Below are 16351 nucleotides of genomic sequence, written 5' to 3'. Positions count from 1 at the left end.
TGTTAAAAATCAAATTCCAGTTGGTTGTTTTCTATTTTATCTTCGGCTATTTCTTCATAAAAGCGTGAAAGTGTAATACCGAGCAAACGTACTTCAGTGCGACCGATATCAGCCTCGTTTAATAACTTAATGGCTTCACTATAAATCTGTTTAGCATCGTTAAAAGCAATGGCAAACGATCGGCTGCGGGTGATGATTTTGAAATCAGCAAATTTTATTTTTAGCGTCAGCGTTTTACCTTTAAGCTGATATTTTTCCAGTCGTTTGCTTACAATCTCACTTATCTGAAGCAACAAGCCATGCATTACCGAAGTTTCGTTGGTATCTGCTGAAAATGTATCTTCAGCCCCAACCGATTTGGTTTCACGGTCTGGCCTTACGGGACGCTCATCAATGCCACGCACTACTTTATAATAAAACTTGCCTGACTTACCGAACTGTGCAATGAGTTGCTGCTCTGTTAATTTCTTTAAATCGGCCCCGGTATTAATTTGCATCGCCTTCATTTTAGCTGCTGTTACTTTGCCCACACCAAAGAATTTTTCTACAGGCAATTTCTCCATAAAGCGTTCTATTTTTGACGGACCAATAAAAGTTAAGCCATCCGGTTTATTCATATCGGACGCAATTTTGGCGACAAATTTATTAACTGACACACCCGCAGAGGCAGTTAAATTAAGTTCGTTTTTTATGGCATCTTTAATCGATTTGGCAATATCAATGGCCGAGCCAATGTTTAATTTATCTTCGGTAACGTCCAGATAGGCCTCATCCAAGGATAAAGGTTCAATTAAATCAGTGTAACGGCTAAATATCTCCCGAATGCTTTTTGAAGCGGCAGTGTAAGCATCAAATCTAGGATAGACAAAAATAGCAGTCGGGCATAATTGGTAGGCCTTGCTGGCCGGCATTGCCGATCGGATTCCGAATTTTCTGGCTTCGTAACTGGCCGTCGATACCACACCGCGGCTGTCTGGTTTTCCTCCAACTACCAAAGGTTTTCCACGGTATTCAGGAAAATCACGTTGCTCTACCGATGCATAAAAGGCATCCATATCAATGTGAATAATTTTTCTTAAAACCAGTGGAGTTTCTTCAGACATTTATTTATACAACCAAAGTAAGTGATAAATTAAACAAAGGTCATCTATAAAATTGATGATTTTATAAGGATTATTGAAATGGATTTTTTTTCTTTACAAAATATGGAAAGAACAATCCGGTTTTATAAAAATGCAAAAGGAGAGTGGTACGCAGATATACCTGAATGGAGTGGTGATATTGCCGATTTGCAAATGGTTGAAGGTGCTGATGAATTATTGGAATGGATAGCCGCATCTGCCAGCGAATGCAAACTAATTATGGCCGACGGCCCTATGGAAGATGCAGAAATTTTAAATCTGATATATATCCGTGAAGCTAATTTGGGTGGGGGCGGTGACTATATTTTAGAGCGTTTTAAAGGCGAATGGAAAAATCACAAACTTTGGCTTTGTGAGGTGACGGAATTTGTTTTTAAACAATTGCCTCAAACCATTTATTTTAAAGAAGTGGCTTTGTAAGCTAATTCAAAAGTAAGTTTACCTTATTTAAAAGAGAATCCATTTCGAAAGGTTTTTCCATAAAATCGTTAGCACCTGCATCAAGCGCTGATTGTTTAATGTCTCTGCTTGCTGAGATCATCAAAATTGGAATTTCTTTATAATCAGGATTATTTTTCAGGGCCTTACAAATATCCCTTCCGTCGTGACCAGACATCCAAATGTCAAGCATAATAAGATCTGGTTTGCTTTTAACTGCATCAATAACAGTTCCGCCATCATAAGTATGTTCTACCTCATAACCCATTACTTCTAATATCATCGTTACCGCATCAACAATCCCCTCGTCATCATCTGCGATGAGTATTTTTTTATTTTCCATCGGTTTATCTGTACTATCTGTTTAGTTTTGTAGCTGCAAAACCAAATATGATAAAATTATTGTATAATTATTTAATACTTTTTTAATGTTTAAGTTAAAAAAGAGTCTATTATTTTTTTACTATAAACCCAGATGATTACCATTTAAGGCATTAACCGATTGACTGTCTTGAAAGAAATGTGTAGCCGTTTCTCAATAATGATCCGTTTTATATAGTTTCTGTTATAATAAGGTTTAGGGTAAAATTGTTTTATAAATTTTACAATTAAAAATTGGAAACTTCATTTAGCATTTTTAAAGTTTATATTTACAGCATTATTTTCATGTTAATTAGGTTTAATAGCCCAGATGGATAGCATTAATATTAAGAAATTAGCCCAGGCCTTAAAATTATCGACTTCTACAATTTCCAGAGCTTTCAGGGATAACAGTGACATTAGTATCGCTACAAAAGAACGTATCCTGGCTAAAGCTAAAGAATTAAACTATCAGCCTAACCATTACGCAAGCAATTTAAGAGAGCAAAAAAGTAAAACCATTGCCGTAATTGTACCCGAATTAGCAAATAATTATTTCTCGCAGGCCATTCATGGTATTGAAAGGGTAGCCAGAGAAAACGGTTATCATATTTTAATCTATGTAACGGATGATGAATATAAAAAAGAAGTAAATTTTATCCGTCACTTACACAATGGCCGGGCAGATGGTATTATTATGTCCGTTTCTGGCGAAGGAAATGATCATAATTATCTGAATAAATTTGGGCCAAAAAGATTACCGCTGGTGTTTTTTGATAGGATTTATGAAGATATTGAAACATCAAGGGTAATTACAAACGATTATAACAGTAGTTTTTTAGCAACTGAGCATTTAATAGAGCAGGGTTGTAAACGCATTGCTTATCTGGTGGTTAATAAAAGCCTCTCTATTGGTAAAACGCGTATGCAGGGATATATTGATGCTTTGGGAAAACATGGTATCCAATATGAAGAGAGTTTGATTGTAGATTGCAGTAACAGTTATGAAGAGAATAGCATTACTATAAAACAAGCTTTAACTCAATTAAAACCAGATGGCGTATTTACATCAGTAGAGCGTTTGGCCTTTGCCACATACTATGCCTGTTACGATTTAAATATTTCTATTCCCGGAGATTTAAAAGTGATTAGTTTTTCCAGTTTGGAAATTGCTCCCTTGCTCAATCCATCGTTAACTACAATTACGCAGCCCGCCACTGAGATAGGGGAGCAGGCAGCAGGTTTACTGTTTAAAATGTTGGATAATAAAACAGATGAAAATCAACCGGAAGAAGTGATTTTAGAGTCGAAAATTATCATCAGAAATTCGACTTCTGCAGCCATAAAAACACACTAAAAAACAGCTCTTTTTTTGCCTTTATTTTTTTAAGAAATTTCGAAGCTTAGTGTAAAATAAGCAGAATTTGATCTAATTTTCGGGAACGTTCCCGAAAACTACTTCAGTTTTGCCTCTATTTTTTCGGGAACGTTCCCGAAAAACACTAAAAAAATGGCTTAGTGTAAAAAATACACTTGAATTTTAATTTTAACATTTTTAAATCACTTAATATCAATATATTATGAATTATTTTTTTATTATTTTGAAAAAACAATTTTAACAAAAATGCAGGATTCTTATAAAAATTAAAGCATCATTTTTGAGTGCTGAATATATTTTTTAAATAAATTTTGAATTCTCATTAAGTGCTGTAAATTAGGGCTATGTGTAAATCACTATACTATTTAACCAAATTTATATCACTAAACTAGCTTCGAATATGAAAGTATTTTACCTGTTAAAGCAGGGGCTTTTAGTGCTGTTAGTTTTTGCAGCATTAATCGTAAAAGCACAAACCGGATCTGTTTCCGGAAAGGTGCTTGATGAAACCGGCCAACCCTTACCTGGGGCTTCCATTTTAGTTAAAGGAACAACCAGAAGTACATCAACTGATGTAAACGGTAATTTTAAATTAAGCGGATTAACGAATGGTTCCGCAACATTATCTGTTAGTTTTATCGGTTACCAAACTTTAGAAAAGCCGGTAAACGTTACTGCAAATGCAACAGTAAGTTTTCAATTGGTGCCTGATGCACAAAAACTAAACGAAGTTGTTGTAATTGGTTACGGTACTGCAGAAAAGAAAAACTTAACGGGATCTATCAGCACAGTGAGTGCAAAAGATTTTCAGAAGGGTACAATTACCACACCTGAGCAATTAATTCAAGGTAAAGTTGCAGGGGTTAATATTACGTCCGGGGGTGGTTCTCCAGGTGGCGGTAGTACAATCCGTATTCGTGGCGGAGCTTCATTAAATGCCAGTAATGATCCTCTAATTGTGGTAGACGGAGTTCCTTTTAGTGGAAACAGCATCGGTAATGCGCCGAGCCCGCTTTCGTTAATTAACCCTAACGATATTGAAACTTTTACTGTTTTAAAAGATGCAAATGCAACTGCAATTTATGGCTCAAGAGCCTCAAATGGTGTAATCTTAATTACCACTAAAAAAGGTAGTTCAGGGGCGCCTAGAATTACTTTTAGTACAAGCAACTCAATAGCAACAGTTGCAAAGAAAGTCGACGTACTTTCGGCAGCTCAAATTAGAGATTATGTGAATGCACATCCGGAAATTACATATGATGATGGAAAATCATTCAAATCAATATTAGGTGGTGCAAATACGGATTGGCAAGACGAAATTTATAGAAATGCTTTCTCAACTGATAATAACTTAAGTATAGCCGGTACTTTCAAAGGTCTTCCTTATCGCGTATCTGCAGGTTATTTAGATCAGGATGGTGTTGTTATCCAAAGTAAATTAAAAAGAGCAACAGGTGCAATTACACTTTCTCCAAGATTATTTAAAGATCATTTAAAGATTGATTTGAACTTGAAAGGGGCGTTAACTACTTCACAATACCCAAATGATGGTGCAATTGGTAGTGCTATTCAATTCGATCCAACTCAAGCTGTTCAAGGACCAGCTACTTTTGGTGGGTACTATGAGTGGTTAAGAGCCGATAAAAGTTTAAATCCGAATGCACCAAAAAATCCGGTTGCATTAATCAGATTGCAGGATAACCACGGTAATGCTGCAAGAAGTTTTGGTAACGCTAAATTTGACTATTCTTTTCATTTTCTGCCAGAGTTACATGCTAATTTAAACCTAGGCTATGATGTGTCTAAAGGCCATGGATCTACATTTGTCCCTTCATTCGCTGCTCAAAGTGCCTCTAATTTTGGTTCAGCTACAAGTAGATTAAATACAGAAGTTAATAAGTTCTCTGAGTTTTATTTAAACTATGCACATACTGTGGAAAGTATTAAGAGTAGATTTGATGTTACTGCTGGTTATGGTTATTATGATGATGCGGTAACAAATTATAACTACAAATCATACAATGGTTTAGGTCAGCTTTTAACAACTCCGGTTTTTCCTTTCTCTGTTGATCGCAATAAACTGCTTTCTTATTATGGAAGGTTTACCTATACCCTTGCTGATAAATATATCTTGTCAGGAACAATGCGTGCTGATGCCTCTTCTAAATTCGCTGCGGAGAATCGTTGGGGATATTTCCCATCTGCAGCTTTTACCTGGAGAGTAATTGGTGAAGAATTTTTAAAAGACAGCAAAGTTGTATCTGATTTGAAATTGAGATTAAGCTATGGCGAAACGGGTAACAAGGACGGGATTGGCAACTACGATTATTTAGCGAAATATTATGCTAATACAAATCAAGGTCAGTATCAGGTTGGAAATACTTTCTACAACTATTATAGTCCGGCAGCCTATGATCCTGATCTAAAATGGGAAACAACCACTACTTATAATGCTGGTTTAGATTATGGTTTCTTAAAAGGAAGACTGTATGGTAGCATTGATGTTTATTACAAAAAGACAAAAGACTTGTTGAGTACCATTAATATTCCGGTAGGAACAAATTTTAGCAATCTATTAACTACTAATGTTGGTAATATGGAAGTTAAAGGTGCAGAGGCAAGTTTAAACTTTGTAGCCATCCAAAATGATAATATTACCTGGGATTTTGGATTCAATGCTGCCTATAATAAAAGAAAAGTGACCAATTTAACCTTAAACCCTGATCCAGGATCAAAAGTAGGAGCGGGAGATATAGCTGGTGGAACTGGTGTAACACTAAAGTATAATGCAGTTAACCAAATGCCAGGTTCATTCTTCGTTTACAAACAAGTTTATAATGCAAGTGGCGCTCCTTTAGAGGGTGTATATGAAGATTTGAATGGTGATGGTGTAATCAATACAGGCGATCAGTATTTCTATAAATCTCCAGATCCAAACTTTACATTTGGTTTCAACACTTCGTTTACTTATAAAAAATGGACTGCAACAACGGTGTTAAGAGCTAACTTAGGTAACTACGTTTATGATAATGTTTCATCAAACTTTGGAGTTAGATCAAATATCTTAAGCCCTAGTGGTTTAATTAACAACGCAAGTTCAGATTTCTTGAATACGAATTTCCAGACAAATCAATATATGAGTGATTATTATATGAAAAACGCGTCATTCTTGAAAATGGATAATGTTGGCTTATCATATAATTTCGGTAAATTATCTAAAACAGGCAATACAACTATGCGTATTTCAGCGAACTGCCAAAATGTTTTCGTAGTATCTAAATATAAAGGTCTGGATCCTGAATTAATTACAGGTATTGACTATAATTTATACCCTAGACCAAGAACATATACTTTAGGTTTAAATGTTGGTTTTTAATAAGAAATAGAGATGAGAAATTCATTTAAAACGATATTGGCAACAGGATTTTTGTTGTTGTCATTAAATTCATGTAAAAAAGGAGATTTAGATTTAACTCCAACAAATGATGTAACTGCAACTACAGTCTATGCTACACCTGCAGGTTATAAAGCCGCTTTGGTAAAATTATATGCAACTTATGGTTTAACAAGTCCTCAGGGTGCCGATGGAAGTGATGTAGGTGGGCTGAACTCAGGTTTTGCAGATTTTTTAAGATTATTCTGGATGTCACAGGAATTAACCACAGATGAGGCAGTGTGTTCTTGGGGCGATACAGGTATTCCTGAATTGGACTATTCAACATGGTCCGTTGACAATCAATTTTTGAGAGGTCTATATTCAAGAAGTATTCTGCAAATCACAGTAGCTAATGAGTTTCTTCGCGAAAGTACGCCCGATAAACTAGCAAGCCGTAATATTACAGGAGTTGATGCTTCAGCAATTACAAAATACCGTGCTGAAGCCCGTTTCTTACGTGCATACCAATATTGGGTATTGATGGATGCCTTTGGCAACCCACCATTTGTTACTGAAGAAGATGCGATAGGTAAAGTAGCGCCAAAACAAATTACAAGAGCCGCATTATTCAGTTATGTAGAATCAGAACTGAAGGCAATCGAAGGCGATTTAGCTGATGCACGTACAAATGAATATGGCCGTGCCGATAAAGGTGCAGATTGGGCATTGTTAGCCAGGTTGTATTTAAATGCACAAGTTTATACAGGTACAGCAAAATACACCGAAGCGATTACTTATTCAAGTAAAGTTATTGGAGCCAGTTATGCATTAAAAACAAATTACAAAGATTTGTTCTTAGCTGATAACAATGTTAACAATGCTGAGAATATCTTAACGATCAACTATGATGGCGTAAATGGAACAAACAATGGTGGAACAACATACTTAATTAATGCAGCTATTAATGCAGATATGGTTCCAGCATCTTACGGTGTACCATCAGGCGGTTGGGGTGGTAACAGAACCCGTCAAAATTTGCCGGCATTGTTTCCTGATGCAACAGGTGCATTGGATAAACGTGGTGTTTTCTTTGGTGCAAAAGCGAATGTTGATGACATAGGTGTATTTACAGATGGCTTACGTGTAACCAAATTCAAAAATGTAACTTCTACAGGCGTAACACCTGCTTCATTAGGTGGCACATATAGCTCTTTGGATTTTGCAATCTTCCGTTTAGCCGAGCAATATTTAATTTATGGAGAGGCGGTAATGCGTGGTGGTTCTGGTGGCAGTACAAGTCAAGCCTTACTTTATGTAAATGCTTTACGCCAACGTGCTTACGGTAATACCTCTGGTAACGTTTCTACACTAAGTACAGATTTCTTCCTGGATGAGCGTGGTAGAGAATTATATTGGGAAGGTCATCGTCGTACAGATTTAATTCGCTATGGTAAATTCACTGGCTCAACATATCTGTGGCCGTTTAAAGGCGGTGTTAAAGCAGGCGCAAGTGTTCCTGAATACCGCAATTTATATCCAATTCCGGCTGCAGATTTAATTGCTAACCAGAATTTGAAGCAAAATACAGGTTATTAATCTTAATTATTATAAGATATGAAATCAACATTTTATAAATTCTTAGCATTAAGCTTTATTGCTTTATCGCTATGGTCTTGTAAAAAAGACGAAACTCAAACTATTGCAAATACTGGTACTGGAGGTTCTTTGAAAGCTTCGGCAACTAGTGTAACTTTAGATAAAACTGTACTTACCACTAACGTAATTACGTTTACAACAACAAATGCAAATTTTGGTTACAATGCAGCTGTTAGCAATGTTTTACAATTAGCGCCAAAGGGTACTAATTTTGCTAAGCCAAAAGAAGCGCCACTTGATGTTAATGTGACTTCAAAAAGCTATAATGGTTTAGATTTTAATAACCTGCTTCTTGCATTAGGCTTGTCAACAACGGCTACATCTGAAGTAGAAATCCGTTTGAAGTCTTCTATTTCTAACGCTGTTGCTCCGGTTTATAGTAATGTAGTAACCGTTAGCGCAAAACCTTTCCCTTTAACAGCTTGGGTATATGTTCCAGGCAATTATCAGGGTTGGAACCCGGCAACAGCTGATAGTTTAGTATCTGTTACGGGTAATGGAGTTTATTCAGGCATTATTAAATTTGATGGTAGTAACTTTAAAATTACCCCTGCTAAAAAATGGGATTTAGCATATGGTGATGCTGGTGGTGGCAAATTAAGTGCCTCTGGTGGCGATATAAACTCTGTTTCAGCTGGTTTTAAATTACTTACAGTTGATTTAAACAGCTTTGTTTATACAATTGCTGATGCAGATTACTGGTCAATTATTGGCAACGCTATACCTGGAAGTAACTGGTCGGTAGATACTGACTTAAAAGCTACAAATGATGGTAATAACACCTGGACAACTACAGTTGCTTTAACAGCTGGTGCTTTTAAATTCAGAAAAAACCATGATTGGGGAACCAATATTGGCGATAACGGCGGTGATATCAATGTTACCTCTGCAGGAAATTACAAATTGGTTTTAACCGTTAATGCCGATGGTAAAACCGGTTCTTATACCATGACCAAATTATAATCAACTTTTACTACCCTGCAAAACGTTGTGCTTTGCAGGGTTTTTACAATCCTTAGCCTCAAGCATGATCAGATCCCATACTTTTTTTCTTTTATCCTCCGCAGGACTAAAAAAAATACTCCTCTTATCCGTTGCAGTATTAACGAGTATAAACCTCTTCGCCCAAAAATTAGAACGTATCGAACCGATGTTCTGGTTTACAGGAATGCACAATCCAAAGTTACAATTGCTGGTGCATGGCGATCATATCGCTGCAAGTTCAGTTGCTTTAACTTATCCTGGTGTAAAACTGGTTAAAGTTAATAAAGTAGAAAATCCGAATTACCTGTTTTTAGACTTAGAAATTTCACCTTCTGCAAAAGCAGGAAAATTCCCGATCAGCTTTTCGTTAAACGGAGCAAAACAAACGTATACCTACGAACTAAAAAATCGTGATCAAAGTAAAGGACGCATACAAGGCGTTACCAATAAAGATTTTATTTACCTGTTAATGCCCGATCGTTTTTCTAACGGCGATAAAAACAACGATGTGATAAAAGGATTAACAGAAACAGCCTTAAATCGCGATAGTATGTATTACCGTCACGGAGGCGACATTCAGGGCGTTATCAACCACTTGGATTATTTAAAAGATTTAGGGGTTACCACCGTTTGGATGACACCCGAAATTGAAAACGATATGCCTCATGCATCTTATCATGGTTATGCGGCAACAGATCATTATAAAATTGATCCGCGTTATGGCAGCAACGAACTTTATAAACAATATGTAGAGACTTGCCATGCAAAGGGCCTTAAAGTGATTAAAGATGTGGTGCATAACCACATTGGCACCGGACATTGGTTTTATAAAGATTTACCAATGAAAAACTGGTTAAATCAGTGGCCAAAATATACGCAAACCAGTTACCGCGATCAACCGGTAATGGATCCGCATGCTTCTGCAGCAGATAAAAAACAAATGCTTGATGGCTGGTTTGTGCCCTCAATGCCCGATTTAAATCAAACCAACCCTTACGTTCAAAATTATTTAACTCAAAACCACATTTGGTGGATTGAGTATGCCGGAATTGATGGTTTACGTTTGGATACTTATCCTTACAACGATCCGGCTTATATGGCCGATTGGGCCATTAAAATTCATGCAGAATTTCCAAACTTATCTGTATTTGGCGAAACTTTGGTTTCTTCAGTTGCCAGCCAGGCGTTTTTTACTAGCGGAAACACCGTTAACAGAGGTTTTGATACACATTTACAAGGAATAACTGATGCCGTTTTAAAAGATGCTATTTACGAAGGATTAAATGGAAAATCGGGCTGGACAGATGGTATAAACCGTTTGTATGCAACCTTAGCTCAGGATTTTCTTTATAAAAACCCGAATGCCAATTGCATTTTTTTAGATAATCACGATATGAGTCGTTTTTACTCTATGGTGAATGAAGATTTTGATAAATATAAAGAAGGAATGGCCATTTTACTAACCATGCGTGGTGTACCTCAAATGTATTATGGAACAGAAATCTTAATGAAAAACTTTTCAAATCCTGATGGTTTAATCCGTTCTGATTTTCCGGGTGGATGGAATGGTGATAAAGAAAATAAATTCATCGCCAATGGCAGAACTAATAAAGAAAATGAAGCCTTTACATTCGTAAAAACCTTAGCTAATTTTCGTAAATCCAGTGCTGCGCTGCAAAATGGCAAATTAATGCAATATGTTCCTCAAAATGATGTTTATGTCTATTTCCGTTATAATAATCAGGCAAAAGGAACAGTTATGGTCATTGTAAACCCTACAGAAAAAGAGAAAAGCTTAACAACAGATAGATTTTCAGAAAGAATTAAAGGCCTTACAACTGCAAAGAATGTAATTACAGGCGACAACATAAACTTAAAAGAAATTAAGATTCCGGCTAAAACAACCTTAGTGCTGGAATTAAATTAAACAAAAAGACTAAAGCTAAAAGTACGGTGGTGTGCCTTGATACTCACTGCCTGTTACTAAGAAATTAAAATAAAGATGGAAGAAAGACTCACGACTTCAAACGCACAAATTCAGACTAAAATAAAAGCGTGTCTGTTTGATTTGGATGGCGTATTGGTTGATACCGCGGTTTACCATTATAAAGCATGGAAACGTTTGGCCAATACCATGGGTTTCGATTTTACTGAAGAACAAAACGAGCAGCTAAAAGGAGTAAGCCGCGTTGAAAGTTTGAATAAGATATTAACATGGGGTAATGTAACTAAAACAGATGCCGAAAAGGAAGAACTTGCTGCTTTAAAAAACACCTGGTATGTAGATATGATTACTAAAATGACGCCAGGAGAGGTTTTACCCGGAACGGTTGATTTTTTAACCGAAATTAAAGCTGCGGGTTATAAAACTGCATTAGGATCGGCCAGTAAAAACTCGGGTATCATTTTAGAAAAAACCAACCTGACACATTTCTTTGATGAAATTGTAGATGGAAATATGGTAAGTAAATCAAAGCCTGATCCAGAGGTTTTTTTAAAAGGCGCAGAACTTTTAGGCTTTAAAGCCAGCGAATGTGTGGTTTTTGAAGATGCTGTTGCCGGTGTTGAAGCCGCCAGAAATGGTGGAATGAAAGCCATTGGTATTGGAGAAAAGAGTGTGTTAACATCGGCAGATGTAGTGGTTAGCGGATTGGATAAATTAACAGTTAAAGATTTAGAGGAATTATAGATTTAGTCTTGGGCCATCATTGCGGGGAACGAAGCAATCTTATAGCGAAAGAAAATGAAGAATTACATTAAAGCAGACGAGTGGAATATTATCGAAGAGGGCTTTGACCCTCATTTAAATAAAATATCTGAAAGTATTTTTAGTTTGGGCAACGGGCGGATGGGACAACGTGCCAATTTTGAAGAAACTTATTCGGGCGAAACTTTACCTGGTAATTATGTTGCCGGCGTTTATTACCCTGATAAAACCCGTGTGGGCTGGTGGAAAAATGGATACCCTGAATATTTTGCTAAAGTGTTAAATGCGGCAAACTGGATTGGTATTGAAGTGAAGATCGGGGACGAGATTTTAGATTTATCTGCTGCTGAAGTAAGCGATTTTAAACGCATACTGAACATGCATGAAGGTTATTTGGAACGTAGTTTTACCGCTAAACTAAAAAGTGGCAAAACGGTAAAAGTAAAATCTACACGTTTTTGCAGCATTGCTGATGACGAAGTGGGTGCCATACGTTATAGTATTTCTGCTTTAAATTTTGATGGTCAATTAACTTTAACCCCTTTTATTGATGGTGATGTTAAAAATCAGGACAGTAACTACGACGAGAAATTCTGGGAAGCGGTAAATGACGAAATTTCTGAAAACGAAGCTTATTTAACTTTACGCACAAAGAAAACAGCATTCGAAGTGTGCACCGGAAGCAGTGTTCAGTTGTTTAAGAATAAAGAAGAAGTTAAATTTACAGCAGAAGATATCCGTAAGGAGAAATTTGTTGGTCAAACTTTTTCTGTTGAGGTAAAAGCTAACGACGAAATTACCTTATATAAAATTGCCGCTAATTTATCTTCCGAAAACCATCCTAAAGCATCCCTTTTAGCCAATTGTAAATCGGTTATTAAAAACGCTGCGGCAAAAGGTTTCGATGCTTTATTAAAAGAACAAGTTGAAGCCTGGGCAACCAAATGGCAGGAGAGTGATATTATTATTGAAGGTGATGTAGCGGCACAACAAGCTATCCGGTTTAATATTTTTCAGTTGTTTCAAACCTATACCGGTAAGGATGATCGTTTAAATATCGGTCCAAAAGGTTTTACCGGCGAAAAATACGGAGGTTCTACCTATTGGGATACAGAGGCTTATTGTGTACCTTTTTATCTGGCTACTGCCCCACAGGAAGTCAGTAAAAATTTACTGGTTTATCGACACAAACAATTGGGTAAAGCCATAGAAAATGCCGAAAAACTTGGCTTCAATCGGGGCGCTGCTTTGTATCCAATGGTAACTATGAATGGCGAAGAATGCCACAATGAATGGGAAATTACCTTTGAAGAAATTCACCGCAATGGTGCCATTGCTTTTGCTATTTTTAATTACATCCGTTATACCGGAGATCAAAGTTATTTATTTGATTACGGGTTAGAAGTATTAATCGGCATTGCCCGTTTCTGGAAACAACGCGTAAACTGGAGCAGCGATAAACAACAATATGTGATGCTTGGTGTAACCGGTCCAAACGAATATGAAAATAACGTAAATAATAACTGGTATACCAGCACATTAGCAGCATGGTGCTTAAAATATGCGAAAGAAGCAGCTGATATCGTAAAAAATCAACAACCCGAAAAATATAACAGCCTGGTTAAAGCTTTAAACTTTGATGAAGCAGAATTTGCGGACTGGGCTGATATTGTAGAAAAAATGTATTATCCGGTTGATGAAGAAAAAGGAATTTTCTTACAACAGGATGGTTATTTAGACAAGGAGCAAATTTTGGTAAAAGATTTGCCCGCAAGTGAAAGACCAATTAATCAGAAATGGAGTTGGGATCGTATTTTACGTTCGTGCTTTATTAAACAAGCTGATGTTTTGCAGGGATTATATTTCTTTGAGGAAGACTATGATTTAGATACCTTAAAACGAAATTTCGATTTCTATGAACCACGTACCGTTCATGAAAGTTCACTATCACCTTGTGTACATAGTATTTTGGCTGCCAAATTAAATGATGAAGCCAGAGCTTACGAATTTTACCTTCGCACCGCACGTTTAGATCTTGATGATTACAACAACGATACCGAAGATGGTTTGCACATTACCTCAATGGCCGGAACTTGGATGAGTGTGATTGAAGGTTTTGCGGGTATGCGTGTGCGAGAAGATAAATTGCAATTCAACCCTTTTTTACCAGGAAAATGGAAGTCATTCTCTTTCACAATTGGATTTAGAGGCACAACCTTAAAAGTTCAAATCACTGAAAACGGAATTAATATTAAAAACAGCGGAAGCATCGATCTTGAAATTGGCATTAGAGACCAATATTATAAATTGGCCGGTAATGCCGAAATTGAAGTGGATAATGCAACGTTGGTATAATGAAGATGCTGAAAAGTAAAATGGAAAATGTAATTGGAAAGGCCCGAGCAAATCGTTATTGCAGGAAACGGTTTACCCCAAATAATCGGGTAATTAATGTTAAGGCCTTAGTTTGGCTTTTGCCGGCAATTCTTTTACTCATTTCATTACCCACTTTCGCACAAAAAAACAGTACAAAAATGAGCGATAAAAAGATCGTAATTTATCAATTATTGCCTCGTTTATTTGGCAATAAAAATACCTCAAATATTCCTTATGGCACCATTGAGCAAAATGGAAGCGGTAAGTTTAACGATATAACCAATAAAGCCCTAGATGGTTTAAAGGAATTGCATGTAAATTACGTTTGGTACACCGGCGCACTTGCACATGCCAGTTTAACTGATTATTCGGCTTTTGGAATTCAGGTTGATGATGCAGATGTAGTAAAAGGCAGAGCAGGCTCTCCATACGCCATTAGAGATTACTACGATGTTGATCCGGATTTGGCTGTAGATGTTAAAAATCGTATGCAGGAGTTTGAAGCTTTAGTTAAAAGAACCCATGCTAAAGATTTAAAAGTAATTATAGATTTTATTCCCAATCATGTAGCCAGGAGTTATCACGCGTACGCTAAGCCCGCTAATGTGGTGGATTTTGGTGCTGAAGATGATGTAACCAAAGCATTTAGTGCAAAAAACGATTTTTATTATATTCCAGGGCAACCCTTTATTGTTCCGGCAGGAGCACCTAAACAAACCCCAATCTCCGTTTTACAAGATGGTAAATTTACTGAAAATCCAGCTAAAGCAACCGGAAATAATGTTTTTGCCGCACAACCAAAATTCGACGATTGGTACGAAACCATTAAGTTAAATTACGGTGTTGATTATCTGACAGGAGAACAAAAACATTTTGATCCTGTTCCTCCTGTTTGGATTAAAATGAAAGACATTTTAAGTTTTTGGGCAAATAAAGGAGTTGATGGTTTTAGATGTGATATGGCGGAAATGGTTCCAATTGCTTTTTGGAACTGGGTTATTCCACAGGTTAAAGCCATTAATCCGAACCTTATTTTTATTGGAGAAGCCTATAATCCTCAGGTTTACAGGCACTATCTGAATGAAGGTAAATTTGATTACCTGTATGATAAAGTTGGACTTTATGATGGGTTAAAAAAATTAATCAGGAATGAACCAAATGCTGATGTAAAGGATATTAAGCACGTTTGGCAAGTAGAAAGCGCTGGTTTTGGCGATCATATGTTGCGCTTTTTAGAAAACCACGACGAAGAACGTATTGCATCAGCGGGATTTGCAGGAAAGGCCGAGTTGGCTTTGCCCGCAATGGTGGTTTCGGCAACTTTGGGTAAGGGCCCTGTGATGCTTTATTTCGGGCAGGAAGTTGGTGAACAGGGAAAAGGTACGGAAGGCTTTGGTGGTGATGACAACCGAACCACTATATTTGATTATTGGGGAGTTCCTGCACATCAGCAGTGGATGAATGGTGGCAAATTTGACGGTAAAAAACTAAATAACGATCAGCAAAAATTAAGAAGTTATTATCAGCAATTGCTCAAAGTAACCACACAAAGTGATGCAGTATTAAACGGTGATATTTATGATGTTCCGCAAACCGGGAATATGAATAACCGGATGTACGCTTTTATCCGTTATTCGGGTAAGCAGCGTTTGTTAGTTGTGGCTAATTTTGACCGCAATCAAACACTGGAAGCCAGCATCGAAATTCCAGATGAAATTTTAAAAGTAAAATCATCATCCAGAGTAACAGATTTATTAACGGGTGTTAAATTAAATATCCCTGCAGGAACAGGCATACCCGTTAAAATTGCGCCGGTTTCGGCACAGGTAATAGAATTTTAATTAAACTTTGAACCTCTTTGCAATTATGCTTTGTGTAATTGTGTTGTGATTAAAAATAAATCTTGTATGATTTAAATATCTTATGAGGTTAAT

Annotated in this window: 11 protein-coding genes; 9 read left to right on the top strand and 2 right to left on the bottom strand. The window is 36.7% G+C overall.

Annotation, left to right across the window (positions count from 1 at the left end; genetic code table 11):
- Window positions 1-2: 2 nt before the first annotated feature.
- Complete coding sequence (gene dinB / locus O0955_RS01465; protein WP_269425752.1) at window positions 3-1103, bottom strand: DNA polymerase IV; 1101 nt, start codon at window positions 1101-1103, stop codon at window positions 3-5.
- A 102-nt stretch (window positions 1104-1205) separates the two neighbouring features.
- Here dinB and O0955_RS01460 point away from each other — a divergent pair, with 102 nt between their 5' ends.
- Window positions 1206-1562 carry a DUF6717 family protein gene (locus O0955_RS01460; RefSeq protein ID WP_269425751.1) on the top strand — a complete coding sequence of 119 codons (357 nt, stop codon included), beginning with the start codon at window positions 1206-1208 and terminating at the stop codon, window positions 1560-1562.
- Between the two features lies 1 nt (window position 1563).
- On the opposite strand, the gene O0955_RS01455 is transcribed toward O0955_RS01460, so the two are convergent.
- Window positions 1564-1923: a response regulator gene (locus tag O0955_RS01455; protein WP_269425750.1), complete on the bottom strand. Its 360-nt coding sequence runs from the start codon at window positions 1921-1923 to the stop codon at window positions 1564-1566.
- 348 nt (window positions 1924-2271) lie between these two features.
- Between O0955_RS01455 and O0955_RS01450 the strand changes: the two genes are divergently transcribed.
- The 8 genes from O0955_RS01450 to O0955_RS01415 all read left to right on the top strand — a co-directional run bounded on the left by O0955_RS01450 (window position 2272) and on the right by O0955_RS01415 (window position 16258).
- Window positions 2272-3297, top strand: a complete 1026-nt coding sequence (locus O0955_RS01450; RefSeq protein ID WP_269425749.1) for a LacI family DNA-binding transcriptional regulator — start codon at window positions 2272-2274, stop codon at window positions 3295-3297.
- Between the two features lie 421 nt (window positions 3298-3718).
- Window positions 3719-6694: a SusC/RagA family TonB-linked outer membrane protein gene (locus O0955_RS01445; RefSeq protein WP_269425748.1), complete on the top strand. Its 2976-nt coding sequence runs from the start codon at window positions 3719-3721 to the stop codon at window positions 6692-6694.
- Between the two features lie 12 nt (window positions 6695-6706).
- The gene (locus O0955_RS01440) at window positions 6707-8290 is read left to right on the top strand and encodes a RagB/SusD family nutrient uptake outer membrane protein (RefSeq protein WP_269425747.1); all 1584 of its coding nucleotides are present in this window, start codon (window positions 6707-6709) and stop codon (window positions 8288-8290) included.
- A gap of 18 nt (window positions 8291-8308) precedes the next feature.
- Window positions 8309-9313: a SusE domain-containing protein gene (locus tag O0955_RS01435; protein ID WP_269425746.1), complete on the top strand. Its 1005-nt coding sequence runs from the start codon at window positions 8309-8311 to the stop codon at window positions 9311-9313.
- A 64-nt stretch (window positions 9314-9377) separates the two neighbouring features.
- Complete coding sequence (locus O0955_RS01430; RefSeq protein ID WP_269425745.1) at window positions 9378-11261, top strand: glycoside hydrolase family 13 protein; 1884 nt, start codon at window positions 9378-9380, stop codon at window positions 11259-11261.
- A 75-nt stretch (window positions 11262-11336) separates the two neighbouring features.
- Complete coding sequence (gene pgmB, locus O0955_RS01425; RefSeq protein ID WP_269425744.1) at window positions 11337-12023, top strand: beta-phosphoglucomutase; 687 nt, start codon at window positions 11337-11339, stop codon at window positions 12021-12023.
- Window positions 12024-12077: 54 nt separating this feature from the next.
- Entirely contained in the window at window positions 12078-14396 is a 2319-nt protein-coding gene (locus O0955_RS01420; RefSeq protein WP_269425743.1) for a glycoside hydrolase family 65 protein, read from the top strand.
- A gap of 179 nt (window positions 14397-14575) precedes the next feature.
- On the top strand, window positions 14576-16258 hold the full coding sequence (locus O0955_RS01415) for an alpha-amylase family protein (protein ID WP_269425742.1): 1683 nt from the start codon (window positions 14576-14578) through the stop codon (window positions 16256-16258).
- Window positions 16259-16351 lie beyond the last annotated feature (93 nt).

The organism is Pedobacter punctiformis, assembly GCF_027213715.1.
GTDB lineage: Bacteria > Bacteroidota > Bacteroidia > Sphingobacteriales > Sphingobacteriaceae > Pedobacter > Pedobacter punctiformis.
This window is presented reverse-complemented; position numbering and strand designations above follow the sequence as displayed.

Excerpts from the sequence above, each read along its gene's own strand:
- O0955_RS01455 (WP_269425750.1), bottom strand. The coding sequence starts at position 1,923 with ATGGAAAATAAAAAAATACTCATCGCAGATGATGACGAGGGGATTGTT.
- O0955_RS01415 (WP_269425742.1), top strand. The coding sequence starts at position 14,576 with ATGAGCGATAAAAAGATCGTAATTTATCAATTATTGCCTCGTTTATTT.
- O0955_RS01440 (WP_269425747.1), top strand. The coding sequence starts at position 6,707 with ATGAGAAATTCATTTAAAACGATATTGGCAACAGGATTTTTGTTGTTG.
- O0955_RS01460 (WP_269425751.1), top strand. The coding sequence starts at position 1,206 with ATGGAAAGAACAATCCGGTTTTATAAAAATGCAAAAGGAGAGTGGTAC.
- O0955_RS01430 (WP_269425745.1), top strand. The coding sequence starts at position 9,378 with ATGATCAGATCCCATACTTTTTTTCTTTTATCCTCCGCAGGACTAAAA.
- pgmB (WP_269425744.1), top strand. The coding sequence starts at position 11,337 with ATGGAAGAAAGACTCACGACTTCAAACGCACAAATTCAGACTAAAATA.
- dinB (WP_269425752.1), bottom strand. The coding sequence starts at position 1,103 with ATGTCTGAAGAAACTCCACTGGTTTTAAGAAAAATTATTCACATTGAT.
- O0955_RS01420 (WP_269425743.1), top strand. The coding sequence starts at position 12,078 with ATGAAGAATTACATTAAAGCAGACGAGTGGAATATTATCGAAGAGGGC.
- O0955_RS01445 (WP_269425748.1), top strand. The coding sequence starts at position 3,719 with ATGAAAGTATTTTACCTGTTAAAGCAGGGGCTTTTAGTGCTGTTAGTT.
- O0955_RS01435 (WP_269425746.1), top strand. The coding sequence starts at position 8,309 with ATGAAATCAACATTTTATAAATTCTTAGCATTAAGCTTTATTGCTTTA.
- O0955_RS01450 (WP_269425749.1), top strand. The coding sequence starts at position 2,272 with ATGGATAGCATTAATATTAAGAAATTAGCCCAGGCCTTAAAATTATCG.